General features: G+C 70.0%; 22 protein-coding genes. 13 read left to right on the top strand and 9 right to left on the bottom strand.

The features are described from left to right. Positions 1 to 10: 10 nt before the first annotated feature. On the bottom strand, positions 11 to 841 hold the full coding sequence (locus JIG36_RS01050) for a shikimate dehydrogenase (RefSeq protein ID WP_203374060.1): 831 nt from the start codon (positions 839 to 841) through the stop codon (positions 11 to 13). A gap of 150 nt (positions 842 to 991) precedes the next feature. On the opposite strand from JIG36_RS01050, the gene JIG36_RS01055 reads away from it, so the two are divergent. Next, positions 992 to 1,342: a DUF1304 domain-containing protein gene (locus tag JIG36_RS01055; protein ID WP_203374061.1), complete on the top strand. Its 351-nt coding sequence runs from the start codon at positions 992 to 994 to the stop codon at positions 1,340 to 1,342. Positions 1,343 to 1,356: 14 nt separating this feature from the next. On the opposite strand, the gene JIG36_RS53835 is transcribed toward JIG36_RS01055, so the two are convergent. Continuing rightward, the gene (locus JIG36_RS53835; protein WP_307872509.1) at positions 1,357 to 1,986 is read right to left on the bottom strand and encodes a TetR/AcrR family transcriptional regulator; all 630 of its coding nucleotides are present in this window, start codon (positions 1,984 to 1,986) and stop codon (positions 1,357 to 1,359) included. Between the two features lie 37 nt (positions 1,987 to 2,023). On the opposite strand from JIG36_RS53835, the gene JIG36_RS01065 reads away from it, so the two are divergent. Next, on the top strand, positions 2,024 to 2,251 hold the full coding sequence (locus JIG36_RS01065; RefSeq protein WP_203374062.1) for a hypothetical protein: 228 nt from the start codon (positions 2,024 to 2,026) through the stop codon (positions 2,249 to 2,251). Between the two features lie 27 nt (positions 2,252 to 2,278). On the opposite strand, the gene JIG36_RS01070 is transcribed toward JIG36_RS01065, so the two are convergent. Next, positions 2,279 to 5,272 carry an alpha-mannosidase gene (locus JIG36_RS01070; RefSeq protein WP_203374063.1) on the bottom strand — a complete coding sequence of 998 codons (2,994 nt, stop codon included), beginning with the start codon at positions 5,270 to 5,272 and terminating at the stop codon, positions 2,279 to 2,281. A gap of 261 nt (positions 5,273 to 5,533) precedes the next feature. On the opposite strand from JIG36_RS01070, the gene JIG36_RS01075 reads away from it, so the two are divergent. Genes JIG36_RS01075 through JIG36_RS01085 form a run of 3 tightly spaced genes read left to right on the top strand, consistent with a single transcriptional unit; the run spans position 5,534 to position 9,875 of the window. Then, a complete protein-coding gene (locus tag JIG36_RS01075) occupies positions 5,534 to 7,327 on the top strand; it encodes a CocE/NonD family hydrolase (RefSeq protein ID WP_203374064.1) in 1,794 nt (597 codons plus the stop codon). Between the two features lie 59 nt (positions 7,328 to 7,386). Then, positions 7,387 to 8,169, top strand: a complete 783-nt coding sequence (locus JIG36_RS01080) for a hypothetical protein (protein ID WP_236045474.1) — start codon at positions 7,387 to 7,389, stop codon at positions 8,167 to 8,169. After that, on the top strand, positions 8,166 to 9,875 hold the full coding sequence (locus JIG36_RS01085) for a vWA domain-containing protein (RefSeq protein ID WP_203374066.1): 1,710 nt from the start codon (positions 8,166 to 8,168) through the stop codon (positions 9,873 to 9,875). The genes JIG36_RS01080 and JIG36_RS01085 overlap by 4 nt, the downstream gene beginning before the upstream one ends. 26 nt (positions 9,876 to 9,901) lie before the next feature. Here the strand turns inward: JIG36_RS01085 and JIG36_RS01090 are convergent, their stop codons facing one another. After that, positions 9,902 to 10,945: an NAD(P)-dependent alcohol dehydrogenase gene (locus JIG36_RS01090; RefSeq protein ID WP_203374067.1), complete on the bottom strand. Its 1,044-nt coding sequence runs from the start codon at positions 10,943 to 10,945 to the stop codon at positions 9,902 to 9,904. A 130-nt stretch (positions 10,946 to 11,075) separates the two neighbouring features. Here JIG36_RS01090 and JIG36_RS01095 point away from each other — a divergent pair, with 130 nt between their 5' ends. Continuing rightward, positions 11,076 to 11,984, top strand: coding sequence for a helix-turn-helix transcriptional regulator (locus JIG36_RS01095; protein WP_203374068.1), 909 nt, complete (start codon positions 11,076 to 11,078; stop codon positions 11,982 to 11,984). On the opposite strand, the gene JIG36_RS01100 is transcribed toward JIG36_RS01095, so the two are convergent. After that, positions 11,935 to 12,525: a TetR/AcrR family transcriptional regulator gene (locus tag JIG36_RS01100; RefSeq protein ID WP_203374069.1), complete on the bottom strand. Its 591-nt coding sequence runs from the start codon at positions 12,523 to 12,525 to the stop codon at positions 11,935 to 11,937. The two genes, JIG36_RS01095 and JIG36_RS01100, sit on opposite strands and share 50 nt — an antisense overlap. A 140-nt stretch (positions 12,526 to 12,665) precedes the next feature. Between JIG36_RS01100 and JIG36_RS01105 the strand changes: the two genes are divergently transcribed. Both JIG36_RS01105 and JIG36_RS01110 read left to right on the top strand, forming a co-directional pair. Then, complete coding sequence (locus tag JIG36_RS01105) at positions 12,666 to 14,168, top strand: MFS transporter (RefSeq protein ID WP_203374070.1); 1,503 nt, start codon at positions 12,666 to 12,668, stop codon at positions 14,166 to 14,168. Positions 14,169 to 14,417: 249 nt separating this feature from the next. Next, on the top strand, positions 14,418 to 15,320 hold the full coding sequence (locus JIG36_RS01110) for an SDR family oxidoreductase (RefSeq protein WP_203374071.1): 903 nt from the start codon (positions 14,418 to 14,420) through the stop codon (positions 15,318 to 15,320). A gap of 804 nt (positions 15,321 to 16,124) precedes the next feature. Here JIG36_RS01110 and JIG36_RS01115 read toward each other — a convergent pair. After that, positions 16,125 to 17,102, bottom strand: coding sequence for an SDR family NAD(P)-dependent oxidoreductase (locus tag JIG36_RS01115; protein WP_203374072.1), 978 nt, complete (start codon positions 17,100 to 17,102; stop codon positions 16,125 to 16,127). A gap of 74 nt (positions 17,103 to 17,176) precedes the next feature. Here JIG36_RS01115 and JIG36_RS01120 point away from each other — a divergent pair, with 74 nt between their 5' ends. Further along, the gene (locus JIG36_RS01120; protein ID WP_203374073.1) at positions 17,177 to 18,430 is read left to right on the top strand and encodes an AraC family transcriptional regulator; all 1,254 of its coding nucleotides are present in this window, start codon (positions 17,177 to 17,179) and stop codon (positions 18,428 to 18,430) included. Between the two features lie 146 nt (positions 18,431 to 18,576). Here JIG36_RS01120 and JIG36_RS01125 read toward each other — a convergent pair whose 3' ends face one another. Further along, entirely contained in the window at positions 18,577 to 19,080 is a 504-nt protein-coding gene (locus tag JIG36_RS01125; protein ID WP_203374074.1) for an arginase family protein, read from the bottom strand. After that, positions 19,074 to 20,357, bottom strand: a complete 1,284-nt coding sequence (locus JIG36_RS01130; RefSeq protein WP_203374075.1) for an alpha-amylase family protein — start codon at positions 20,355 to 20,357, stop codon at positions 19,074 to 19,076. Before JIG36_RS01130 ends, JIG36_RS01125 begins: the two co-directional genes overlap by 7 nt. Positions 20,358 to 20,448: 91 nt before the next feature. Here JIG36_RS01130 and JIG36_RS01135 point away from each other — a divergent pair, with 91 nt between their 5' ends. The 4 genes from JIG36_RS01135 to JIG36_RS01150 all read left to right on the top strand — a co-directional run bounded on the left by JIG36_RS01135 (position 20,449) and on the right by JIG36_RS01150 (position 23,789). After that, entirely contained in the window at positions 20,449 to 21,321 is an 873-nt protein-coding gene (locus tag JIG36_RS01135) for an RNA polymerase sigma-70 factor (protein ID WP_203374076.1), read from the top strand. 69 nt (positions 21,322 to 21,390) lie between these two features. Continuing rightward, on the top strand, positions 21,391 to 22,734 hold the full coding sequence (locus JIG36_RS01140; protein WP_203374077.1) for an NAD(P)/FAD-dependent oxidoreductase: 1,344 nt from the start codon (positions 21,391 to 21,393) through the stop codon (positions 22,732 to 22,734). Positions 22,735 to 22,750: 16 nt separating this feature from the next. Further along, positions 22,751 to 23,119 (top strand): sigma-70 family RNA polymerase sigma factor family protein, encoded by a 369-nt coding sequence (locus JIG36_RS01145; protein WP_236045475.1) that lies wholly within the window; start codon positions 22,751 to 22,753, stop codon positions 23,117 to 23,119. 70 nt (positions 23,120 to 23,189) lie between these two features. Next, entirely contained in the window at positions 23,190 to 23,789 is a 600-nt protein-coding gene (locus tag JIG36_RS01150) for an RNA-binding protein (RefSeq protein WP_203374078.1), read from the top strand. 20 nt (positions 23,790 to 23,809) lie between these two features. Here JIG36_RS01150 and JIG36_RS01155 read toward each other — a convergent pair whose 3' ends face one another. After that, complete coding sequence (locus JIG36_RS01155) at positions 23,810 to 24,556, bottom strand: SDR family oxidoreductase (RefSeq protein WP_236045476.1); 747 nt, start codon at positions 24,554 to 24,556, stop codon at positions 23,810 to 23,812. Positions 24,557 to 24,646 lie beyond the last annotated feature (90 nt).

Below are 24,646 nucleotides of genomic sequence, written 5' to 3' on the forward strand. Positions count from 1 at the left end.
GGGCTCCCTCTCAGGCCAGGACGGCATCCAGGTGGCGCAGCATTCGCGCGGTGTCGGGGGCGTGCCCGGTGAGCAGCTCGAAGGCGGCGGCGGCCTGGTAGGCGCACATCGCCGTGCCGCCGACCGCCCACAGGCCCCGGTCACGGGCCGCGCGCAGCAGCATCGTCTCGACGGGCATGTAGACGATGTCGACGACCCGCAGGCCACGGTGGAGCAGCTCGGCGGGCAGCGGCATTCCGGGGTGTTCCTTCATGCCGATCGGGGTGGCGTTGACCAGGCCGTCGGCAGTTCTGATCTTCTCTTCGAGCGCACCCGGCCCCGCAGCGGTGACCTTGGCGCCGGTGACCTTGGCGCCGGTGACCTTGGCGCTGGTGATCAACTTGGCCAGCTTGTCCTCGTCCGGGTCGATGACCGTCACGTGCTTCACCCGGTCGAGCCCGTTGAGCGCGTACGCGGTCGCCGCGCCGGCGCCACCCGCACCCAGCTGGACGATTTCGCCGGAGAGCTCGCTTCCGTACGCCCGGGCGAAGCCGTACGCGTCGGTGTTGTGCCCGTGCCGGCGGCCGTCACGGAAGACCACCGTGTTGACCGCGCCGATCGCTTCGGCCCGTGGGGACAGGTCGTCGAGCAGCGCGATCACTTGCTGCTTGAAGGGGTGGGTGATGTTGAGCCCGGCGAACCCGGCACTCTCGGCGTCGTCGAGCAGCGTCTTCATCGCGTCGGCGTCACCGGTGTCGAACAACTCGTACCTGAGGTCGAGCCCCTGACTGCGCCCTTCGGCCTCATGCAGCACCGGGGACAGCGAGGCCCCGATGCCGGCGCCGATCAGCCCACAGCGCATGCCCGCTCCCCCAACCTCGTTCAGCTCCTTCAACCTCTTCAAGCTCGTTCGACTTCTTCGAGATTGTTCAATTCCCTTCAATGTACGAACTGGTACGTTAGTTATCCGCTGTGACCGGGGCCACTGTCAACCCCCGTGTACGCTCCCGCCATGATCGTCGTGGCGAATGTCCTGGTGGCGCTGGTCGCGCTCATCCACGTATACATCCTGGCGCTGGAGATGTTCCTGTGGACCAAGCCGCGCGGCTACAAGGCCTTCGGCCTGACACCCGAGTTCGCCCAGCAGACGCGCGCGCTCGCCGCCAACCAGGGCCTCTACAACGGCTTCCTGGCTGCGGGCCTGATCTGGGGCCTGATCGCCGACCTGACCTCAGCCAAAATCTTCTTCCTGGCCTGCGTGGCGATCGCCGGCATCTACGGCGCGGCCACGGCCAGCCGACGCATCCTCTACGTCCAGACCGTTCCCGCCGCGCTGGCCCTGGTCTTCGTCATCGCCGCCTGATCGTCGGAGCCCGATCAACGCTGTCTACCGGCCAGGATGGCGTCGAGGCCGGCGTCGAACAGCACGTCGTCGTTCCAGCGGGCGGGGTCTAGATGACCCGAGGCGCTCAGGGTCGGATAGTCGGCCGTGATGTGGCGACGCGCGTCTCCGTCACCCCGGGACGCCTCGGTCAGCGCCGCCCCGATCACGAAGTTGGCCAGCAGGCGCGTCGTCACCGCCAACTCCAGGTCGGTCAAGCCTCCCCGGGACAGCGCTGACTGCAGATACTCCGTACGGGCAAGAACCTCGGGACCCAGCACCGGGCGGCCGATCAGCGCCGGTGACCAGGGATGCCGGAGCATCGCATCGCGCCAGCTGCGGAGAAGCGCCCGGACGTCGTCGCGCCACTCGGGCCCCGGCTCGCGCATCGGCACCTCACCGAAGATGTGGTCGAGCGCGAGATCCAGGACATCCTCCTTGGTCGTGACGTGCCAGTAGAGGGCGGTCGCCGTCACGTCGAGGCTCTCGGCCAGCCGCCGCATGGTCAGCCCGGCCACACCGTGGCGATCGAGCAGGGGCACCGCCGCCGCAACGATGCGCTCACGCGTGAGCGGCGACTGCCGCGACGGCGAGGCCCGCTCACGGAGCCAGATCGATTCCCGCACCCGGGACACCTTACATTAACGGTGTTAAGTTAAGGGCATGCCGTTGCTTCGCATCGAGGTGGACTGCGACCGGGCCACCGCCCGGCGCGTGATGGAGATGCACCGCGCCGACCGGGTCCACCGCGAGTCCCGCGACGCCGCCACCGCCGAGGCTTGGCGACGCGGCTGGACCCCGGCCGGCGACCCGCAGTTCATCGGCGTCACCAACGGCGAGCCGGTCCGCCTCCTCTACGACGTAGAGGTCTATTCCGAGACGGCCCGCTAGTTACTGGGCGGCCAGCCGTAGGGTCACTTACTGGGCGGCCAGGCGCAGGGTCACGATCTCGAACGGGCGGAAACTGATGTCGATCGGTTCGCCGGCCGCCCACGACGAGGACTGCACGACGGGCTCGGACGGTGCGCGTTCCAGCAAGTCGGTTGTCCAGGCGCGGGCGAACGGCTCCGACACCTCGACCCGGGCCGTCGCGCGGGCGCCCCGGGCCTCGTAGAGGCGCACGATCAGGTCGCCCGAGCGGTCTTCGGCCAGCTTCACGGCCTCCACGATCACCGCCGGCGACGACACCGTGATGAGCGGAGCCACGGCAGCGCCGCCGGTGGCCGTGCGGGTGGGGACGTTGAGGCGATAACCCCGGTCGAGCGCCTCCAGGACCGTCGGGGCGGGCCCGACCGCCGAACGCAGCACGTGGCTGCCCTGGTCGGCGTGCGGGTCGGGGTAGCGCGGCGCCCGCAACAGGGACTGGCGCACCCGGGTGTAGGTCGCGCCACCGGCAGTCCACTGGCGGGTGATGTCGTGGCCGTAGGTGGAGTCGTTGGCGACCACCGCGCCGAAGCCGGGCTCGCCTACGTGGACCCAGCGGTGGGCCACGGTCTCGAAGCGGGCGCTGTCCCACGACGTGTTGGCGTGGGTGGGGCGGTGGATGTGTCCGAATTGGATCTCTGAGCTCGCGCGGTCGGCGTGCACCGCGAGCGGGAACGACAGCTTGAGCAGTTTCTGCCGCTCGTGCCAGTCGGCGCGGGTCTCGATGTCGAGTTCCGTGGCGCCGGCGGCCAGGCGGAACGTCTGCACGAACGACGAGTCGCGGAATGAGCGCTGCACGACCAGCGAGTCAGGGCCGGCGGTGACGGCGTCGGCCTCGCGCAGGTCGGTCACGTGACGCTGGTAGTGAGCGTCGATGTCCCAGGCGTCCCACTGGTTGGGGATGTCGCGGAACACTTGGAGCAATGCCCCGGCCTCACCCGCCGCGATCAGCTCGCGGCCCTCCGAAACCAGCGAGACGAGCAGGCCGGCCTGGTCGAAAACGGCTCGGAGCACGCCGTTGTCGAGCACCCAGCCATCGGCTGCGGGAGCCGGCGGGGTCCACTCCACGGGCGGGACGACCGCGGCGGCCAGGGGCGGCACACCGGCCGCCGCGATGGGAGCCGCATTGAAGACCACCTGCGAATCACCGGAACCGGCGAGCAGTTGCTGAGCCTGCGTGATCAGCGTGGTCAGGGCGACGCCCACGACCGCGTAGTTGCGTTCCGCCTCCTGGTGCACCCACGCGATCGACGAGCCGGGCAGGATGTCGTGGAACTGCTGCAGCAGCACCGTGCGCCAGGCCGCGTCCAGATCGTCGTACGGATAATCGCCGAGCCCCCGCCACGCCGCGGTCGCCCACCACAGCTCGGCCTCGCGCAGCAGATGCTCGCTGCGCCGGTTGCCCTGCTTGGTCTTGGCCTGCGTCGTGTACGTGCCGCGGTGCAGTTCGAGATACATCTCGCCGGACCAGGTGGCCGGCGCCGGATGCCCGGCCAGCGCGTCGGCGAAGAAGTCGCGCGGCGTGCCCAGTTCGACGCGCGGCGAGCCCTCCAGGTCGCGGGTGCGGGCGGCCGCCTCCAGCATCTCGCGGGTCGGCCCGCCACCGCCGTCGCCGAAACCGAACGGCACCAGCGAGACGTCGCTCAGCCCGTTCTCGGCGAACTGCCGCTGCGCGCGGGCCAGCTCACCGCCGGACAGGTCGGAGTTGTACGTGTCGACCGGCGGGAAGTGCGTGAACACCCGGCTGCCGTCGATGCCCTCCCACCAGAACGTGTGGTGCGGCATGCGGTTGGTCTCGCTCCAGGAGATCTTCTGGGTGAGGAACGAATGGGTGCCGACCGCGCGCACGATCTGCGGCAACGCCGCCGTGTAACCGAACGAGTCGGGCAGCCACACCTCGTCGGGTTCGAAGCCGAACTCGCGCCGGAAGAACCCCTTGCCGTGCACGAACTGCCGGACCAGCGCCTCGCCGCCGGGCATGTTGGTGTCGGACTCGACCCACATCCCGCCCACCGGCACGAAACGGCCCTCGGCCACGCGCTCGCGGATCCGCTCGAACAGCGCCGGATAGTGCTCCTTCATCCAGGCGTATTGCTGCGCGCTCGAACACGCGAACACGAAATCCGGGTATTCGTCCATCAGCGCGAGCACGTTGGAGAACGTACGGGCGCACTTGCGGATCGTCTCGCGCACCGGCCACAGCCAGGCCGAGTCGATATGCGCGTGCCCGACCGCCACGACCCGGTGGGCGCTCGCATAGGCCGGCGACGCGAGCGCTTTGGCCAGCTCGGCGCGCCCGTCGGCCGCGGTCTCGGCGACCCGGTCGGGGTCGACGGCGTCACACATCCGCTCGAGCGCGCGCAGGATGCCGGCGCGGCGGGGCAGCGACGGGTCGAGCTCGCGCATCAGGCCCAGCAGCGTCCAGATGTCTTGCAGCAGGGCGTCGACTGTCGTGTCGCGCTCGACCAGATCGATGCTACGCAATGTGTAGAGCGGCTGGTCACCGGCGGTCTCCAGATCACCCATCGGCGTCGGCAGCCCGTCCGCCACATTCGGGTTGGAGGCCGCCTCGACATAGAACTCGATCGGCCCGTCCCCCACCGCGACCGCGTTGTTCAGCGGTTCGAGACCCTTGACGATTTCCCCGTCGGGCCGGAACACCAGTCCTTCGGCCTGGAACCCTGGCTGCACCTGCGAAAATCCAAGATCGACGGCCATTTCCCTTACGGTGTCAGGGCCGTGCCCCCAATCGGGCGGGATCTCGCCCGTGACCAGGAACCACGTCGTCCCCCACGGCCGGCCCCACGCGACACCCGGCTCGACCGGCGTGAACTGCTGCTTCACGGCTTCGGCGAACGGCACCGGCTCGCCGGGCACCTCCCACGCCGTCACGTCTAGGGCCACACGTCGCCGCTCGAGGGCCGGCCGGAGGTGTTCGCGGACGAACCGGTTGACGCGGGCCTCGGTGGTGCGTGCGGTGTCGTGCATGACCCCGATCCTGCCCCTCGCCCGTACGGCTCGCCAAGGCGCAGCCGTGTCGCCACGCCCGGACGAATTCGTGTCGCCAGGTCAAGGCAAATCAGTGCCGCCACATCAGGGCGAATTCGTGTCGCCACGCGAAGCCGAAGCCGGACCGCCGCGTCAAGGCGCAGCCGTGTCGCCACGCCAAGCCGAAGTCACACCCGGCCGGAGCCGTGTCGCCACGCCGATCCCGTGTGGCCGGGCGCGACCCGCGTTAGGTTCGTGGGCATGGCGAGATTCACCCGGGTGGCCGGCCTGATCGCAGACGTCGCTCTCGGCCTGCCCACGAAGGCGGTCCCCTACGAGGTCCGGCGCAACGTCGCGGTGCCCATGCTCGACGGCGTGACGCTGATGGCCGACCACTACCGGCCCACCGGTCATGACGATCCGCTGCCGGTGGTGCTGGTGAGGCTGCCTTATGGCAAGGCGGGCGCGTTCGCCCACATGTTCGCGGCCCCGCTGGCCCGTCGCGGCTTCCAGGTGTTCATACAGGCCACGCGGGGCACGTTCGGCTCCGGCGGCCAGTTCCGCCCGTTCACCAGCGAGCGCGACGACGGCCTGGCGACCATCGACTGGCTGCGCAAACAGTCGTGGTGCGACGGCCGCGTCGCCATGGCGGGCGGCAGCTATTTCGGGCACACCCAATGGGCCGTCGCGCCCTACGCCGACCCGCCTCTGACCTGCGTCTCGCCCCACATCACGTCGGCCAACATGACGAACCGCCTGTTCTATGAGCACGGCGTCCCGCAGATCCACACCGCGCTCAGCTGGTCGGCCCAGATCGGCCGCCAGGAACAGCCCGGCCTGCTCGGCGGCCTGCCCGACCCGCGGGTGAAGACCCGGGTGCGGCGCGGGCTGGGGCGGCTGCCGCTGCAGGCGGTCGATGTCGAGGCGGCGGGCGCGCCCGTGCCCTTCTGGCGCGACTTCGTGGCGCACGCCGAGCCGGGCGACGACTTCTGGAGCCAGGCCGACCACGACGGCGCCGACCTGACCCGCATGCCACCGGTGAGCACCGTGACCGGCTGGTGGGACCTCTTCCTCGCCGGCAACCTGGCCGACTACACGGCGTTGCGCGCGGCCGGCAACCCGGCGCGGCTGGTGGTCGGGCCGTGGCTGCACGGCGAACCGGGTGAGCTGCGGATGGTCGCGCAGACCGACGCCGTCTGGCTGGAACACCACCTCAACGGCGGTCCGGCACCGAGCGGGGCGCCGGTGCGGGTCCATCTGCAACAGGCCAACCGGTGGCTCGACTTCGAGAATTGGCCGCCTGAGGGCGTACGGGAAACGATGTTGAACCTCGGCTTTGGAGGCGGGCTCACGTCGTCGCTTGAGGAGCCGGAGAAGCTGGACAGGCTTGAGAAGCTGGAGCCGCAAACGCAGGAGACCGGGAAGCTGGAGCCGCAAACGCAGGAGACGGGGAAGCTGGAGCCGGAAAAGCCGGAGACGGAAAAGCGGAAAAGGCTGCAGGCGCCGGGGAAGGACGCCGAGGTCAGCCGCTTCACCTATGACCCGGCGCGGCCGACGCCGACGGTGGGTGGGCCGCTGCTGCAACCGCCGGGCAAGCAGGCCGACAACCGGCGGGTCGAGGAGCGCGACGACGTTCTCGTGTTCACCGGTCCCGTGCTCGACGGCGATCTCGACGTGGTCGGGCCGGTCAGCGCCACGATCCACGTGCGGACCTCCATCCCGTACGCGGATGTGTTCGTCCGGCTGTGCGACGTGGACCCGAAGGGCGTGTCACGCAACGTCGTCGACGGCATTCAGAGGCTCGACCCGCGTACGGCGGCGGCGCCCGGGCCCGACGGGATCCGCGCTGTCCACGTCGAACTGTTCCCGACCGCATACCGGTTCAAGCGCGGGCATCGCCTCCGGGTGCAGGTCGCGGGTGGTGCGTTCCCGCGTTACGCCCGCAACATGGGCACGGCCGAGCCGTTCGGTTCCGCAGTGGAGGGCCGCAGCTGCGATTTCGAGATCTTCCACGGCGGCGATCACGCCTCGCTCCTGGTGGTACCCGTGCTGTAGCAAACGAGCCCTAAGATTGACCTCTACGCATCAGTGGAGGGGGCCCGTGCGTGTCTTCAGTGGCGACTGCGATCACCGACCACATCGGCTCCTGGCTGGGCAGCGGCGTGGTGATGGTGCTGGGAGCAATCGTGTCCTGGCCCTACAAGAAGGTGCGTGAGGCCGCGAAGAAGCCGGTGTCGATCTATCTAGGTCATTCCGAGGAGGAGATGGAGGAACATCTCGACGCCGTCGTGTACTGGCTCCTCCACGAGAAAGACGCGGTCAGCCTCGTCTACGCCGCCCCGCCGGACGAGCGGGAGAACGCGATCAAGCATGCTCAGTTGTTCGTCGGCCTGTACGCCTGGCAGTACGGAAAACTCCAGGACAACGGCAAGTCCGTCGCCGACGAGGAACTGACCGTGGTGGAGCAGCACCGCCAGGCCAAACGCAACTCCATGTGGATGACGGAGCTGGGTCAGCGTGGCTGGACCTATCGGCACCAGGACCCCAACGCTCAGGACGAGTCGACACCGATCGGACAGCTCCGCAAGCGGGTCAAGTCGTTCGAGCCCCAAAAGCTCCCCTCGGATGCCGCCGCCCTGACTCGTCAGCTTGCAGCTACCGTCCGCGAGACCCGGCACGCTCTCTATCCGGACTCCCGGCGGCTCGCCCGGTTCCTCGACCCTCAAGCGCTCGTCCTGGGTGCGGCCGTCGCGGCGGCCGCCTCGCTGACCTTCGCGATCTGGATCTCGGCCGTTGACGCTCCGCGGTCCTTCTTCACCGTTCTCTGGATGTCCGCGGTCTGCGGCGCCGCCGGCTACCTCACCCGGGTCGGGTGCGGCTTCCTCATCCCGAGGTGACCATGGATTCCTACCTCGGCGGCCGACTCATCGCCGGCGCCTTCAGTGTCCTCGTGGCCGGCATCCTGGCGTCCGTACTCGGGGTGGTTGTGCTGCCCGGCGGCGACAAGTGCCACGACACATCGATCATCGTCTGGTCCTCGACCGAGCCAGGACTGGCCCGCGCCGACCCCGACTCCGGGCTCGGCGCGTTGCAGCGGGCCGCACAGCAGTATTCGTGCATCACCGTCAAGGCGATCAGCTCGGGGTTCGCGCAGCAGGCCATCGCCGACGCGCTCGAACGCGGCAGCATGGCCGAGCTGCCCGACGTATGGCTGCCGACCCACTCGTTCTGGAACTCTCTGCTCGACGAGCACACCGGCCGCTTCGACGACAGCCTCGGCTCGTTCACGTCCAGCCGGATGCGGCTGTACGTCAAGTTCAACACCCCGCTCGCCACCGAACTGGGCGGCCGTGGATCGGTCACGTGGCGTGACCTGGCCGGCCAGGCATCGGCCGGGCGGCTCGACCTGGTCAAGGAAAATGCGCTCAACTCGACGTCGGGCGCGATGGCCACGATCCTGGCGTTCGAAGCGGCCGCGGGCGGTGGCACCGGCGTCTCAGCCGACGATGTTCGCACCGGCCAGCTCGACGCCCTCGCGGCCCCGATCGAGCGATCGGTGGCCTCCTACCCCGGCGAGATCGTCGACTACCTCAGCTCGTTCAAACCGCCCATCGACACCACCGCCCTACCCGGCGCGATGATCATCGAGGAAGCGGTCTACGAGGGCTTTCCCGAACTCACCCAGCACTACCGCCCGGTCAACCTGGCCGGACCGGATCCCACACTCGACCACCCTTACCTGCTGCGCCCCCAGCTCGACAAGCACAAGATGGACCTGGCGAAGGCGTTCCACAAGACGCTGACCAGCGACAAGTGGCAGAAGGAGTTCGACCAGGCGGGCTTCGAGACGGGAACCGGGCCGGGGCTGACCCGGCGCGACGGGGCCGTGGTCGAGGCGATCCTCGAACGCTGGCGCGAGACGCTGCGTAAACGGATCAGCCTGGCCATCACGCTCGACCAGTCCGGCTCCACCGAGCCCTACAAGCGGCAGGTGGCCGAGGCGATGACGTCCGCGCTGCGCAGCCTGTCGGCGACCGACCGGGTGGCGTTCTTCGGGTTCCCGGGCGCCCAGGGCGCCGTCTATGAGCCGCTGTCGGCGGGCGGGTTCGGTGATCCGACCAAGATCTCGGTGCCGGACGTACCGAACCGGGGCGGCAGCAGCCCCGTCATCGAGGCCGTGCGTGAGACGGCCGACCTCGTGCGCGACGAGCAGGGTGAGGACGCCAACAACCCGCGCAAGCAGGCCGTCATCGTCATCACCGATGGCGAGCAGGCCGGGGCGGGCAGCGCCCGCGAGCAGCAGCGGGACACCGAACGTATCCGCCGCTACCGCGAGAACGGTGTCCAGGTCTTCTTCGTGCTGGTCGGCTCGAAACCACTGTGCTCGGTCGACCGCATCTACAGCACGATTTCCTCGGACTGCCGCAACCCCGGCAACCGTCCGGCCAAACTCGACCAGGACGAGCGCCGGTGGGTCTACTGCATCTCCGATCGCCCGGACTGCCCCACTCCCCTGCCCTCGCAGCAGGGAAAGTCGTCCGACGAGCACATCCGGGCGATCGTCAAGCAGATCTTCGATCAGCTGGGCGGGGCGCCCATCTGACCCCGTACGGGAAATGGGGTGTGCCGCTATCGCAGGGTGTTGACGTCGATGACGAAGCGGTAGCGGACGTCGGAGTTCAGCACCCGCTCGTAGGCGTCGTTCACCGCGTCGGCGCCGATGACCTCGACCTGCGGCGCGATGCCACGCTCGGCACAGAAGTCGAGCATCTCCTGGGTCTCGGCGATGCTGCCGATGCCGGAGCCGGCGAACGAGAGCCGGTTGGCGAACAGCGCGAACACCGGCACCTCGAGCGGCTGCGGCGGCGCCCCCACGCTGACCAGGGTGCCGTTCAGCCGCAGCAGGCCCAGGTAGGCGGCCATGTCGATCGGCGCGCTGACCGTGTTCACGATCAGGTCGAACGTGTGCTTGAGCGCCTCGAACGTCGCCGGGTCGCTGGTGGCGTGATAGTCGGTGGCGCCGAAGGCCAGGCCGTCGTCCTTCTTGCCGAGCGTCTGCGACAGCACGGTCACCTCGGCGCCCATGGCTGCAGCGATCTTGACGGCCATGTGACCGAGACCGCCCATGCCGACCACGGCGACCTTCCGGCCCGGTCCGGCGTTCCAGTAGGCCAGCGGCGAATAGGTGGTGATGCCGGCGCACAGCAGGGGCGCGGCCGCCTCGTACGGGATGCTCTCGGGCACCCGCAGCACGAAGTCCTCGTCGACGACCACATGCGTGGAGTAGCCGCCCTGGGTGATCGTGCCGTCCCGGTCGACCGCGGCGTAGGTGCCGGTGTTGCCGTTGAGGCAGTACTGCTCCTGACCGGCGCGGCAGTTCTCGCACTCGCGGCACGAGTTCACCATGCAGCCGACGCCGACCCGGTCGCCGACCGCGTGCCGGGTGACCTCGGAACCGACCTCGGTGACCTGACCGACGATCTCGTGGCCGACCGTGAGCGGGTAGGCCACCTCACCCCACTCGCCGCGCACGGTGTGGATGTCGGAGTGGCAGATGCCGGCGTACCGGATCTCGATGAGCACATCCCGCGGTCCCACGTCCCGCCGTTCGACGGTGGTCCGCACGAGCGGCGCGGTGGCCGAAGTGGCCGCGATGGCGTTGACGGTGCGCATTCTCAGTCTCCTTGAACGGTGGTGCCTTCGGGAACAACAACACCCCGTACGGCGGATGCGAGGAAGTCTCCGTGGAAAGGTGTACTGGCAGTACATCCCAGGTCAGACGCCAACGACGTACGGTCGGAGGGTGGACAACCGAGCCGAGGTACGGGATTTCCTCACCACCCGCCGCGCCAAGATCACGCCGGAGCGGGCCGGGCTGCCGTCGGCCGGGCCACGCCGGGTCGCCGGGCTGCGGCGCAGCGAGGTGGCGACGCTGGCCGGGATGAGCGTGGAGTACTACGCGAAGCTCGAGCGCGGCTCGCTGGCCGGGGTCTCGTCGGGGGTGCTCGACGCGATCGCCCGGGCGCTGCAACTGGACGACGCCGAGCGGGCCCACCTGCTCCGGCTGGCTCAGGAGGCCAACGGCAGCAACGCGCTGGTGCGTCCCGCCCGCCGGCCCCGTCCGGCGGCCGTGCGCGCCAGCCTGCAGTGGTCACTCGACGCGATCACCAGCCCGGCCATCGTGGTCAACTTCCAGGAAGACCTGGTGGCGGTGAATCTGCTCGGGCGGGCCATGTACGACGACGTCTTCACCGGCGCGGCGGGCACCCCCAACCTGGGCCGTTTCACGTTCCTCGACAGCGCCGCCCACCGCTTCTATCCGGACTGGGCCCTGGCCGCCGACATGATGGTGGCGAACCTGCGCACGGCGGCCGGCAAGGACCCGCACAACAAGGCCCTGCACGACCTGGTGGGGGAGCTTTCCACGCGGAGCGACGAGTTCCGCCGGCGGTGGGGTGCCCACAACGTGCGCATCCACGGCACGGGCTTCAAGCAGTTCCGCCACCACGTGGTGGGTGATCTGCGGCTCGCCTACGAGAGCACGGACCTGCGGGCCGACCCCGAGCTGACGCTGACCATCTTCTCGGCCGAGCCCGGCTCCCCCACCGCCGGCAACCTGGCCCTGCTGGCGTCGTGGGCCGCCACCGAGCTGACGCTCCCGGCTAGCCCGGGGGCAGCAGCGCCTTCACCAGAACTTCCAGGGCGTCGCTGATCTGGGCCTCGTTGGCGGTCGCCAGGGGCGGCACGGCGATTGACGTACGCATGAGGCTCGCCCCCAGAAGGGCGCCGATCAGCAGCTGGGCCCGCAGCAGGGCGGCGTCACCGGGCGGCTCCGGCGAAGACTGGACGGCACTGGCCAAGCGGGTGCTGATCGAGGTCAGCAGGGCCCGGCGCATGGCGTCGGTCCGTTCGTCGCCGGATGAGCGCACCAGCAGCAACATGGTCTCGTGGTGGCGCGGGTCGTCGGCCGAACCGGCGATCCGCTGCGCCATCTTCGCCGCGATCTCGTTCGCCGGCGCGCTGTCGGTCTCGCGCCGCAGGTCGGTCACGGCGCTGCTCAGGCAGGCCTCGAACAGGCCTTCCTTGCTCGCGAAGTAGCGGTTGATGAGGGCGACGTTGACCCCGGCGCCGTCGGCGATGTCGCGCACCGTCGTCGTGGAGAACCCGTAGCGGGCGAAGTGGTGGCGGGCCGTGTCCAGCAGTAGCTGCCGGGTGTGGCTCGCGTCGCGGCGTCGTGTCGTCTCTCCTCTCATGCCCGGCAGCCTAGCTCGGGTACGACGCTATGTAAACGTGCATTGACTTAGCGGTGGTGTGACGTAAGCAATTGTTGACTTAACCGGACGAGGCTCGTTCTAATAAGTAAGCAATCATTTACTTCGACCTCGGGGACGTCATGACCCACACGCTTCAGGAGCGCGGCGAGTCCGCCTCCGTCCCGGCCGAGGGCAACCGCCCCGGCGGCGGACTGCTCGTGCTCTATCTGGCGCTGGGTGGCCTGGCCTTCGCCGTGCTGCAGTCGCTGGTCTCGCCGGCCCTGGCCACCATCGGCCGCGACCTGCAGGTGTCGACGGCCGACGTCAGCTGGATCGTCACCGCCTACCTGCTCTCGGCCTCGGTGCTCACCCCGATCCTGGGCCGGCTCGGCGACATGGCCGGCAAGCGCAAGGTCCTCATCGCCGTGCTGGCGATCCTGGCCGCGGGCACGGTCGTGGCCGCGCTGGCCCCCAACCTCACCGTGCTGATCGTCGGCCGGGTGCTGCAGGGCGCGGCCGGCGCGATCCTGCCGCTGTCGATCGGCATCGTCCGCGACGAGCTGCCCCGCGAACGTGTCGCCACCACCGTCGGCCTGATCTCGGCCATCTTCGGCATCGGCGCCGGCATCGGCATCGTCGCCGCCGGTCCGATCGTCGAGCACCTGAGCTGGCACTTCCTGTTCTGGCTGCCGCTCGTGCTGGTCGTCATCGCCCTGATCGGCGCGATCTTCGGCATGAAGGAATCCCCCGTCCGTACGCCCGGCAAGCTCGACGTCATCGGCGCGACCATCCTGTCGGTGTCGCTGGTCGGTCTGCTGCTGGCGATCAGCAAGGGCCAGGCGTGGGGCTGGGGCGATGCCAAGACCATCGGCCTGATGGCGCTCGGCGTGGTCGGCCTGGTCGTGTTCGTCGTCGTGGAGCTCAAGGTCCGCGAGCCGCTGATCGACATGCGCCTCATGAAGATCCGCGGCGTGTGGGCCACCGACCTGGTCGCGCTCATCCTGGGCTTCGCGATGTTCGGTACGTTCCTGCTCGTCCCGACCCTGATCCAGCTGCCCGCCGCGACCGGTTACGGCTTCGGCAAGTCGGTCTCCCAGGCCGGCCTGTTCCTGCTGCCCACGGTCGTCATGATGGTGCTGTTCGGCCCGCTCGCCGGCATCCTGAACCGCAAGTTCGGCCCCAAGCTGCCGATGTTCCTGGGCGCCGTGTTCGTGGTCGTCGCGTTCGCGCTGCCCGCCATCGCCCACGGCGAGATCTGGCAGGTGCTGCTCTCCGGCATCCTCACCGGCGCCGGCATCGGGTTCGCCTTCGCGGCCATGTCCAACGCGATCATCGAAGCCGTCCCCGCCACCCAGACCGGCGAGGCCACAAGCGTCAACACCATTGCCCGTACGATCGGCAGCAGCATCGGAACCGCAGTGGTGGCCGCCGTCATCACCTCGAAGACCACTGCCCAGGGGTTGCCGACCGATGACGCGTTCACCGTCGGTTTCTGGGTCTGCGCCGGAGTGGCCGTCCTGGCCGTGGTCGCCGCCCTGGCCCTCCCCTCGGCCCACCGGCGCCACGAGGAGGCCGTCTCGGCCGGGGTTGGCGACCTGCCGCCCGAGCCCGCCGAGCTGCACCTCCCCGGTCGTCACGCCTGATCCTTCTGCACGCTGAAGGGGTCGCGGTTCGCCGCGGCCCCTTCGCCATGTCAGCGTCGCCACCGAGGCGCCGGCTGTCCCATACGCCGGGCTGCTCCTTTCGGTGCCGCCTGTCCCATACGCCGGGCTGCTCCTTTCGGTGCCGCCCCACAGGGCGGGCTGCGCCCTTTGATGCCGGCTGTCCCATGCGGCGGGCTGCTCCCTTCGGCATCGCGGAAAAGTGTCGTACCCGGGTGGCAGGCTTCCCGCATGACCGCATCGATGAAGGGCAAGGTCGCACTCGTGGCCGGTGCGACCCGGGCTTCCGGCCGGGCCATCGCCGTCGAGCTCGGGGCGCTGGGGTTCACCGTCTATGCCACCGGGCGTTCGAGCGCGGCCGGGCGGTCCGAGATGGACCGTCCCGAGACCATCGAGCAGACCGCCGCCCTGGTCGACGCCGCCGGCGGCAAGGGAATCGCCGTCCGGATAGATCACAGCGTCCCCGGCGAGGTCGCGGCGCTCGTCGAGCGGATCGAGGCCGACCAGGGGCGGCTCGACGTGCTGGTCAACAACGTGTGGGGCGGTGACATGTTCACCGAGTGGGGCAAGCCGATCTGGGAGCATTCGGTCGAGCGCGGGCTGCGCATGCTCCACCAGGGCGTCGACACCCACCTCATCACCAGCCATCACGCGCTGCCGCTGCTGATCCGCCGCCCCGGCGGCCTGGTCGTCGAGATGACCGACGGCAAGGCGGTCGACGGCGAATACCGCGAGTCCGTCTACTACGACCTCGTGAAGGTCTCGGTGATCCGTCTGGCCCAGGCGCAGGCCGCCGAGCTGCGTGACCACGGCGCCGCGGCCGTCGCGGTCACGCCGGGTTGGCTGCGTTCGGAACGCATGCTCGACAAATACGCGGTGACCGAAGAAACCTGGCGCAGTGCCGAGATCGACCATTTCGGCATCACCGAGTCGCCACACTTCGTCGGCCGCGGAGTCGCCGCCCTGGCCGCCGATCCCGCGAACGTCCGCTTCACCGGCCAGACCCTGTCGAGCATCGACCTGGCCACCGAATTCCACCTGACCGACATCGACGGCAGCCGCCCCGACTTCCCGCGCTACTACGCCGAGGTGATGATCCCGGGCCACCCACCCCGCGAGGAGGGCTACCGCTGACACTCGTTCCACCCGACGGGGCTGACGCCGTCCAGTGCTGAAGCCCCACAACCGACATACGCGGCCGAACGCCGGAGCCGGACCATCGCTGGCCGGATGACCGCTCGGCCAGGAGTTCGCTGGGGCGGGCAACCGACCGGAGCGCGCTTTCCACCCGAACCCGGCCACAGTGCCAAACGACCGTTGGGCCGGGCCGCCCGCAGACACGGGAGCTCGCACGGACGGCCGCTCGCAGGGACGGGCGCTCGCAGGGACGGGCGCTCGCAGGGACGGGCGCTCGTTGAGCTGGAGACCCGCTCGGCCGGGCGCTCGCTGGAGCGGGCGACCGACCGGAGCGCGCTGCCCGCCCGAACACGGCCGCTGTGCCAAACGGCCCTTGGAACGCGCGCTTGCAGGGACGGGCGTTCGCGGGGACGGGCGTTCACAGGGACGGGCGTTCGCAGGGACGGGCGCTCGTTGAGCTGGAGACCCGCTCGGCCGGGCGCTCGCTGGAGCGGGCGACCGACCGGAGCGCGCTGCCCGCCCGAACGCGGCCGCTGGGCCGAACGACCGCTGGGCCGAACGACCGATCGGAACGCGCTGCGCGCCCGAGAAAACGGTGGCAGCGCGACCGGCAGCAGCGCGCGGGGCGCCCGGTGCGGTGGAAGCGCGTGGCCGCTGGGCGTGAGTTGTTGCGAACGCCGGGCGGGCGAGTCGTTCGGGCGAGCTGTCCACCAGCGAGCGGGCGGCCCTGGGCTGGCTGGACTGGGGCGGAACGGTGCGCGGCGGGTGCCTGGCGGCTGACGGGCCGGTTTGTGGTGGGGATCAGGGGGCGGTTGCGGCTAGCAAGTTTTCGCTCAGGGTCCACAAGCGGCGGGCCGATGTGGGGTCAATGGAGTGGGAGACGACCTCGGACGGGGGCTCCACCGTGGACATCGGGCGGGGGCGGTCGTCCAGGACTGAGATGTCGTTGTCCTTCAAGTAGACGCCGCCGATGGTGTCGAGCAGGGGGCTTGTGGCGGCGAAGACGCTTGTGCTGGCGCCCTGTTCGGGGGTCTTCTTGCCGTGGAACGGGTCGATGATGGGGTTGCCGGCCTCGTCCACCAGGCCCTGCTCGCGTAGGGAGTCCAGGCCGCCGGCGCTGTTCAGGGCTGTGCCTACCACTACGCCGGGGTGGACTGCGTAGGCGTGGATTTTGTGTTCGGACCAGCGGCGGTCCAGCTCCACCGCGAACAGGACGTTGGCGGTTTTGGACTGGGCGTAGGCGAGCAGGAAGTCGTACGGGGTGTGCTGGAACGTGGGGTCGTCCCAGAGGATGTCGGCGAAACGCTGGGCTCCGGAAGTAACGTTCACGACCCGGGCGCCGTTGGCCGACTTCAGGGCCGGGAACATGGCCAGTGTCAGCTGGAAATGGCCCAAGTGGTTGGTGGCGAACTGGGCCTCGTAGCCGCGGGCGTCGCGCTGCAAGGTGCGCGGGGCGGGCAGGCCGGCGTTGTTGATCAAAGCGTGGACCGGGCCTGGAAGACGATCTGCGAACGCTGCGATCGACGACGGGTCCACCAGGTCCAGCTGCTCGACCGTCACGCGGTCCAGGTCGGCTACGGCGGGCGACGCGCTCGATGGGGTGCGGGCGCCGATGGTGACCGTGGCTCCGGCGCGGCTCAAGGCCCGGGTGGTTTCCAAGCCGATGCCGGAATGGCCGCCGGTGATCACGGTGTGGAAGCCGGTGAGGTCGCGGCCCCGGAGGATGTCGTCGGCAGTGGCGGCGGCGGTGAAGCCGGAACCGATGGGGTGCTGTTTCATGCCCTCCAGCGTGCACGCGTGGGGGCGTACGGTGAATGGTTGTCGGTTCGGGTTTTTTGCGCGAGAGTACAGACGTGGACCGGTTGTCTCAGGTGTTCGACCTGGTTGAGGTGCGTGGGGTGCTGTCGGGCGGGTTCGCGGCTCGGGATCGGTGGTACGCGCGGGCCGAGGTGCGTCTGCCGCTCAAGTTCCTCGCCGTGCCGTACGGGAAAGTGTGGTTGAGCTGCGATGGGCTCGACTCGCCGGTGTTGCTCGAGGCGGGGGACGTCGCGATCCTCCAGGACCGGGAGTGGCTGCGGCTCGAAGGCGGCAGAACCAGCAGCGACGCGGGCAACGAGGAGACCGGCAAGGACAGCGGCGACGCCCGCCGCGTGGAACCCGGCATGGACAGCGGCGTTGAGTCCGGCAAAGACAGCGGCGAAGCGGGCGGCGTTGAGTCCGGCAAAGACAGCGGCGAGGCGGACGGCGAATCCTGCAGCAAAGGAAACGGCAGAGCGGGCAGCGACGGGGAAGCGCCGATTGAGGTCATGCCGGAGGAGGGGTTCGCGTTCGAGATTCAGCCCGAGCTTGATGACGTGGTGATCGGCGGGCGGATTGACGTTACGCCGGCGGGGCGCAGGCTGCTGCTGGACGCGCTGCCGCCGGTCGCGGTCGTCCGGTCATCGACGCCGGGCACGAACTCGCTGCGCGGCTGCATCCACCGCATCACCGACGAAATGACAGGCGGGCAGCCACCCAGCGCCAACAGAGCGCGCGGCGGGGGCCGGCCGAGCACCGACCAAGTCCAGGGCGAGCAGCCACCGACCACCAACCAAGCCCAGGGCAGGCGGCCACCGACCACCGAACCGGCACAAGGGCAGCGGACGGGCAATACCGCGATTGCCGTGCGGCCGGGGGCCGCGTTCGCGATCCGGCAGCACGGGCAGTTGCTGCTTCTGGAAGTGTTGCGCGCGTTCCTGGCCGGGGACGATCTGCCGCCGGGATGGTTGAGCGCCCTGCGCGACGAGCGGCTACGGCCCGCGCTCGACCTCATGCACGACCACCCGGAACGGGCGTGGGGTCTGCAGGAACTGGCCCGGGCGGCGGCGATGTCACGGACGACGTTCGCCGAGCGGTTCCGGGCGGTGGCGGGTGTGCCGCCGCTGACCTATCTCACGCAGTGGCGGATGCTGCTGGCGCAACAGGCCCTCCGTGACGGCGACGTCCGGATCGGATCGCTGGCGGCCGAGCTCGGTTACGCCTCGGAGGCCGCGTTCAGCACGGCCTTCAAACGTGAGGTGGGCGAGGCGCCGCTGCGCTTCCGGAACCGCCTGCGGCCCGTCTCCTAGCAAGGCGGAGTCCGAATCACGCGGGCCGGCGACACGCGCCCGCCCGGTGTCGTCGTCGGTCCACGCGTGCAGACCGGCCAGCGCCACGCGCGAGCCGGGGACCGTGGCCGGCAACAGCCGCAGGACATCCGGGTCGCCGTGCCCGGTCAGCGCGGCGACGGCCATGGCGTGGAGCCCGGATATCCGCTGGCCGGCGTGCCGATGTCGGGGTGCGAGTCGATCCACACGATCGCCAGGTCGTCGCCGTAGCGGTCGGCCAGCGCGGCGAACGGCGCGACGCTGACCGCGCACTCCCCGCCCAGGGTGACGATCCGGTCCCATCCGGCCCCACCACCGACATCAGCGGCACCAGCGGCACCAGCGGCACCAGCGGCACCAGCGGCACCGATCGTGTCGAACGCCGCCGCGAGCTGGCGGACGACCACCTCCTTGGCCTCGACCCCGTCGCGCAGGTCGAGCCCGGAATCGTCCATGGCCACCGGCACGACCGCCGTCGGGCCGTCGTGCGGCGGCAGCACGGCCGCGAGCACCGCCGAACCGACCGCGTAACCACGCCGGGCCACGTCGAACGGGAACTCGGGGGCCAGTTCGCGCACGCTGGACGCTCCGGCGCCCTGCCACTGGGGCCACACCAGCCGCAAGGTCACCATGAGATCACCGACCATCCGTGGGCGGGGACGACGGCGGGGTCACCGGGCGGGAACGAGGACGCGAGAACACGGGCGCCCGAAATGTCGGGGAAGGTGAAGGAGGAGTCGCCCACGTTGAGGAGCGTGGTGAGCGAGCCACCGGAAGAGTCAGCGGGCCCGGAAGAGTCAGCGGGCCCGGATGAAGCGGCGGGCCCGGAAGAGCCAGAACGAGCGGCGGGCCCGGAAGAGGCAGAAGGAGCGGTGGACGTCAATGCCACGGCCGTGTTGGACAAGAAGGATGCGGTCGTCGCGGCGTACGTAAGCCAGGGGTTTCGCCGCCGCAGGCCGATCAGCTCCTCGTGCAGGCGGTACGTCGGCCATCCCAGCGGCGACAACGCGGACGGGCTGTCGGGAAAGGCGGGCCGGATCTCGTCGTCGCCGCCGAAGCGCTCCTCCTTGACCCCGCGGAACGCCTGCTCGTCGCCGTAGTAGATGCTCGGCACCCCCGCCACCGTGAACAGGATCGCCAGGGCGTGCCCGAGGTGACGTGGGTCGGAGAGCTTGCTGGCGATCCGCGTGACGTCGTGGTTGCCGAGGAACGTCATCGGCACCCCGGCCGCCAGCAGCTCGCCGTGCCGTTTGAGGGCCCACGCCAGCTCATAGAAGTTGCCGTCGTTGAGGCTGCTCCAGATCGCCTTCCACAACTCGTACTGGGTCAGCGAATCGAGCCCGGTGTCGCGCAGCACCTGCGGATAGTCGCCGTGGATGTATTCGCCGACGAACCACGCGTCGGGGTGGTCCGGGCGCACCCGGTCGAGCGCGGCCCGCCAGAACGCCGGGTCGACCGCGTACGCCGCGTCGAGCCGCCACCCGTCCGCGCCCCGCGTGAGCCAGTGGTCCATCACCCGTACGACGTGGTCGAGCACTTCGGGCTGCGAATGGTCGAGCACGCGCAGGCTGTCGTGCCCCTCGAAGTCGCCGCCGGTGAACCAGTGCGCGGGCGCCTGGAAGCTGCGCCCGACATGGTTGAACACACCGTCGAGCAGCACCCGTACGCCCCGGGCCCGCGCCGCCTCGACCAGGGCGTCGAAGTCCTTGTCGTCACCGAGGCGCGGGTCGATGCGGAAGTGGTCGGTGGTGTCGTAGCCGTGGCTCTCCGACGCGAAGATCGGCCCGAGCTGCAGCCCGTTGGCCCCCAGCTCGATCTCGTAGTCCAGCCAGTCCGCGATCTTCGAGAGGCGGCCGAAGCCGAGCGGATAGACGTGCCACCACACGGCGTGATCGGTCCAGGAGCTCATGACCGGGACCGTACCCCTCCGCCGGTGGAGGCACACGTCACTGGAAATCCCAAGATCGGCGGGCGAAGATGAGGGGCCGGGAGGGGGCGACATGAGTCTGGGCGATCTGGACGAAGCGGCGCGGGTGTTCACCGAGGTGCGTCCGCGTCTCTTCGGGATCGCCTACCGTATGCTCGGCAGCGCCGCCGAGGCCGAGGATCTCGTGCAGGACGTGTGGCTGCGCTGGCAGGGCTACGACCGCGAGACCGTGGAAAATCCGGCCGCTTTCCTGGCGACGACAACGACCCGCCTGGCGATCAACAACCTTCAGTCGGCCCGCGTACGCCGTGAGACGTACATCGGTCCCTGGCTGCCCGAGCCGGTGGACACGAGCGCCGACCCTTATCTGGGGGCCGAGACCGGCAACGCCCTCGAGTTCGCGGTGCTGCTGCTCCTCGAGAAGCTGACGCCCACCGAGCGGGCCGCTTACGTGTTGCGCGAGGCGTTCGATTATCCGTACGGGCAGATCGCCGACATTCTGCAGAGCAGCGAACCCGCCGTACGGCAGCAGGTCTCGCGCGCCCGCAAGCATGTGGCCGGGGAGCGCAAGGCGCAGGTGTCGGCCGCGGCCCAACGGGAACTGCTGGCCACGTTCATCTCGGCGGCGCGCTCGGGAGATCTCGCCGGTCTCGAGAAGCTGTTCGCGGCCGAGGTGGCGAGCACGACCGACGGCAACGGCGCCAAGCAGGCGGCCCGCCGGGTCGTCGTCGGTGCGGCCAAGGTGGCGAAGTTCATCACGGCGTTCTCGTCGTTCTTCTGGGAGGGCGTCGAGCCGCGATACGTCGAGATCAACGGCCGGCCGGCCGCGGTGCTGCAGACGGGCGACGGGATCAAGGCGATCCTGACCGTCGAGGCCTCTGCCGACGGCATCGACCAGCTGCTCTGGATGATGAACCCGGAAAAGATCGCCGCTTTCCGCCGCTGACGCGAGGAAACAGGCGCCGGCCTGTCACAGAATCGCGGCCGGCCCGGTCTTAGCTGCCGGGAGGACACGATGCGAACGATTCTGGTGGTGGGCGGCGGTTACGCGGGCTTCTACACGGCCTGGGGCCTGGAGAAGAAACTGCGCCGAGGTGAGGCGCGGGTGGTCGTGGTCGACCCGCGCCCCTACATGACGTATCAGCCGTTCCTGCCCGAGGTGGTGGCCGGTTCGGTCGAGGCTCGGCACGCGGCCGTGTCGCCACGCCGGCACCTGCGGACGACCGAGTTGATCAACGGCAGCGTCATCAAGATCGATCATGAGCACCGTACGGTCGTGGTCCGCCCCGCCGTGGGTCCGGAGTTCCCGCTCCCGTACCACGTCCTGGTCGTCACCGCCGGCGCCGTGACCCGCAAGCTGGCCATCCCGGGCGTGGCCGAGAGCGCGATCGGGATGAAGCACGTGGAGGAGGCCGTCGCCATCCGTGACCGGCTGCTGACCGCTTTCGACCAGGCCGCCGTTCTTCCGCCCGGTGCGGCGAGGAGTCGCCTGCTCACGGTCACGTTCGTCGGCGGGGGCTTCTCGGGTGTCGAGGGGTTCGGCGAGCTGATGTCGCTGGCCCACTCACTCGTCCGGAAGTATCCGACCCTGTCGGCCGGGGAGCTGAACTTCCACCTGGTCGAGGCCCGCGACCGGATCCTGCCCGAGGTGACCGACGAGCCGGGCCGCTGGGTGGTGCGGCACCTCGCCGGGCGGGGCGGGCACGTGCACCTCAACGCGCAGCTGCGCTCGGCCGTGGACGGGCACATCGTGCTCTCGACCGGCGAGGAATGGGACTCGGAGCTGATCGTGTGGACGGCCGGCAACGGCGCCAACCCGATGGTCCACAACCACACCGACCTGCCGATCGACGCGCGCGGGCAGGTGATCGTACGGGCTGATCTGCGCATCGGAACCGACGACGCTCCGGTCGCCGACGCGTGGGCCGCGGGTGACGACGCCGCCGTGCCCGACCTGGCGATCAACCGTCCGGGCGTGGCGACCGTGCCCAACGCGCAGCACGCGGTGCGTCAGGGACGGCTGCTGGCGAAGAACATCATCGCCGTCCTCCGGGGACGCGAGCCCAAGCCGTACGTGCACCACAGCCTCGGGGTGGTGGCGACGCTCGGCCTGGGGCGCGGCATCTTCCAGTGGCGCGGCATCGTGATCAAGGGTTTCCCGGCGTGGGTGATGCACCGCGGCTACCACGTGCTGGCCGTGCCGACCTGGGAACGCAAGGTGCGGGTGGCCGCCGTGTGGGCGACGGCCCTGTTCTTCGGTCGCGACATCGTGTCGCTGGCGTCGGTGCAGCACCCGAGGCGCGCGTTCGAGACCGGCGGCGAACCGGCCGCCACGTCCACCGCGGGCCGTCCCGGCTGACCCATGCCGCCGGCCCATGCACCCCGTACGCCGTCTGGCCGCGGCCTGCTCCCCCGCCGAGGCCGCGGCCTGCTCTCCCGCCGACCTCGCCGCTGTCGAGTCCTGCCTGGCCGCCGACGTGGTGGCCTGGTGCGACAGCGGCGGCGTGGTGGCTGCGCCCCTCTCCCCCGTCTGGGGCGCGGCCGAGGTCGCGTTGCTGCTGATCGCCACACTGGCTCACACCACGCTGACCGTCGAAAGCGTCAACGGCCGGCCAGGCCTGGTGGCGCGCTCCCCCACCGGGACGGCCGTGTCGGTAGTCGGCGCGGCCAACTCGCACGCCGTGATCACCCACCTGTGGATGGTCCTGAACCCCGCCAAGCTGACCCGCTGGCACCGCCACTGACGGCCCGGCACCAGCGGACTCACACAGGGAGTGCGCGGCGTTGCGGGATCGTGCACATATAGTTCCGGCCGTGGCTCATGTGCTTGCCCGGCTCAACGGGTTCGGGATGACGGTTCTGCCCAACTGGCCCTACGCGTTCGAGCGGGAGAACGACGCGGTACGGGCCACCCGCTGGACGGACGGCGGGTCGGTGGATGTGCTGATCGAGCCCGGTCGCGCGGTCGACGGCGGCGAAGTCGTGGATGTCGGGGACGGGCTCGACGTTCCGCACTGGCTGATCGAGACCTCGGCCTTCCGGGTGCGCTGGCCCGAGGGCTTCTCGGTGGCCTCGCCGCACGACGGCTCGGACGGGACGCCGTTCTATCTTCAGGGTGCGGGCGAGGCGAGCATCTTTCCGCAGGGGCCGGTGCCCCGGGCGCGGCTGGCCGGGCCGGACGCCCTGGTGGCGCCGGATCAGGAGGTGCTCGACCGCCGCACCGGGGACAACGGTGTCGCGGTCGTCGAGCTGGGCTATGTCCACGAAGGTTCGCCCTGGTGGCAGGGGCACTGGACGGTTCCCTACCTCGACGACCAGTTCCTCGTCATCACCGCCCAGTCGCTGCGCAGCGCCGCCGCCACGACCCGGTCGGCCGCGGCGGCGGTGGCGGGGAGCCTCGAGCCCAGCCGCTAGCCGATGCCCTGCGCGTGGCGCTACTTCTGGGCGGCGAGCCAGTCGCGGAACGTTGTTGTGGTGATCTCGGCGTCGGCGGGGGCGGTCAGGACGTCACCGGGGACGACGCCGAACATGCCGGCCGTCGGGTCGATGACGACCGTACGGGAATCGCCCTGGGCCTGCAGTGCCACGCGGCCCAGCTCGTCCAGCGTGAACACCTCGGGGCCGGCGACGTTGTGGACGCCCAGCAGGGGCTGGCCCACGCTGACCTGGGCCACCGCCCGGGCGATGTCGGCCGAGGCCAAGGGCTGCACGGGGGTGGCCGGGAGCCGTACGGTCTCGGCGTCGCTGGTCCACGACAGGACGGCGTTCACGAATTCGAAGAACTGGGTCGCGCGCACGATCGACCACGGGATCGGGCCCGCCTTCAGAACGTCTTCCTGCAGCACCTTGGCCTTGTAGTAGTCGAGCCCGGGAACCTGGTCGACGCCGACGATCGACAGGATGACGGCGTGGCCGACGCCCTGACGCTGCGCGGCCGCCAGCATGGTGTCCATGGTCTGCTGGAAGAACGCGGGCGACTTCTCGTCGAAGGTCGGCGAGTTCGTCAGGTTGACCACCACCTCGGCACCCTTGAGGCCCTCGTCGAGGCCGGCGCCGGTGAGCAGGTCGACCCCGTTGGCCGGCGACAGCGGCTCGGCGTCGTGGCCCTGCTCCCCGAGCAGCCGGACCACCTGCGACCCGATGAGCCCGGTCCCACCCAGCACGGCGATCTTCATCTCCATCACAACCCTTCGTGTTCTTCGTCGGTCACCTCTTCGACCGGACAGCCCACCGGGTTGTGACACCGTCCCCCGGACACGCGAGGATCTTGT

This window comes from Paractinoplanes ovalisporus, assembly GCF_016834655.1.
GTDB classification, from domain to species: Bacteria; Actinomycetota; Actinomycetes; order Mycobacteriales; family Micromonosporaceae; genus Actinoplanes; species Actinoplanes ovalisporus.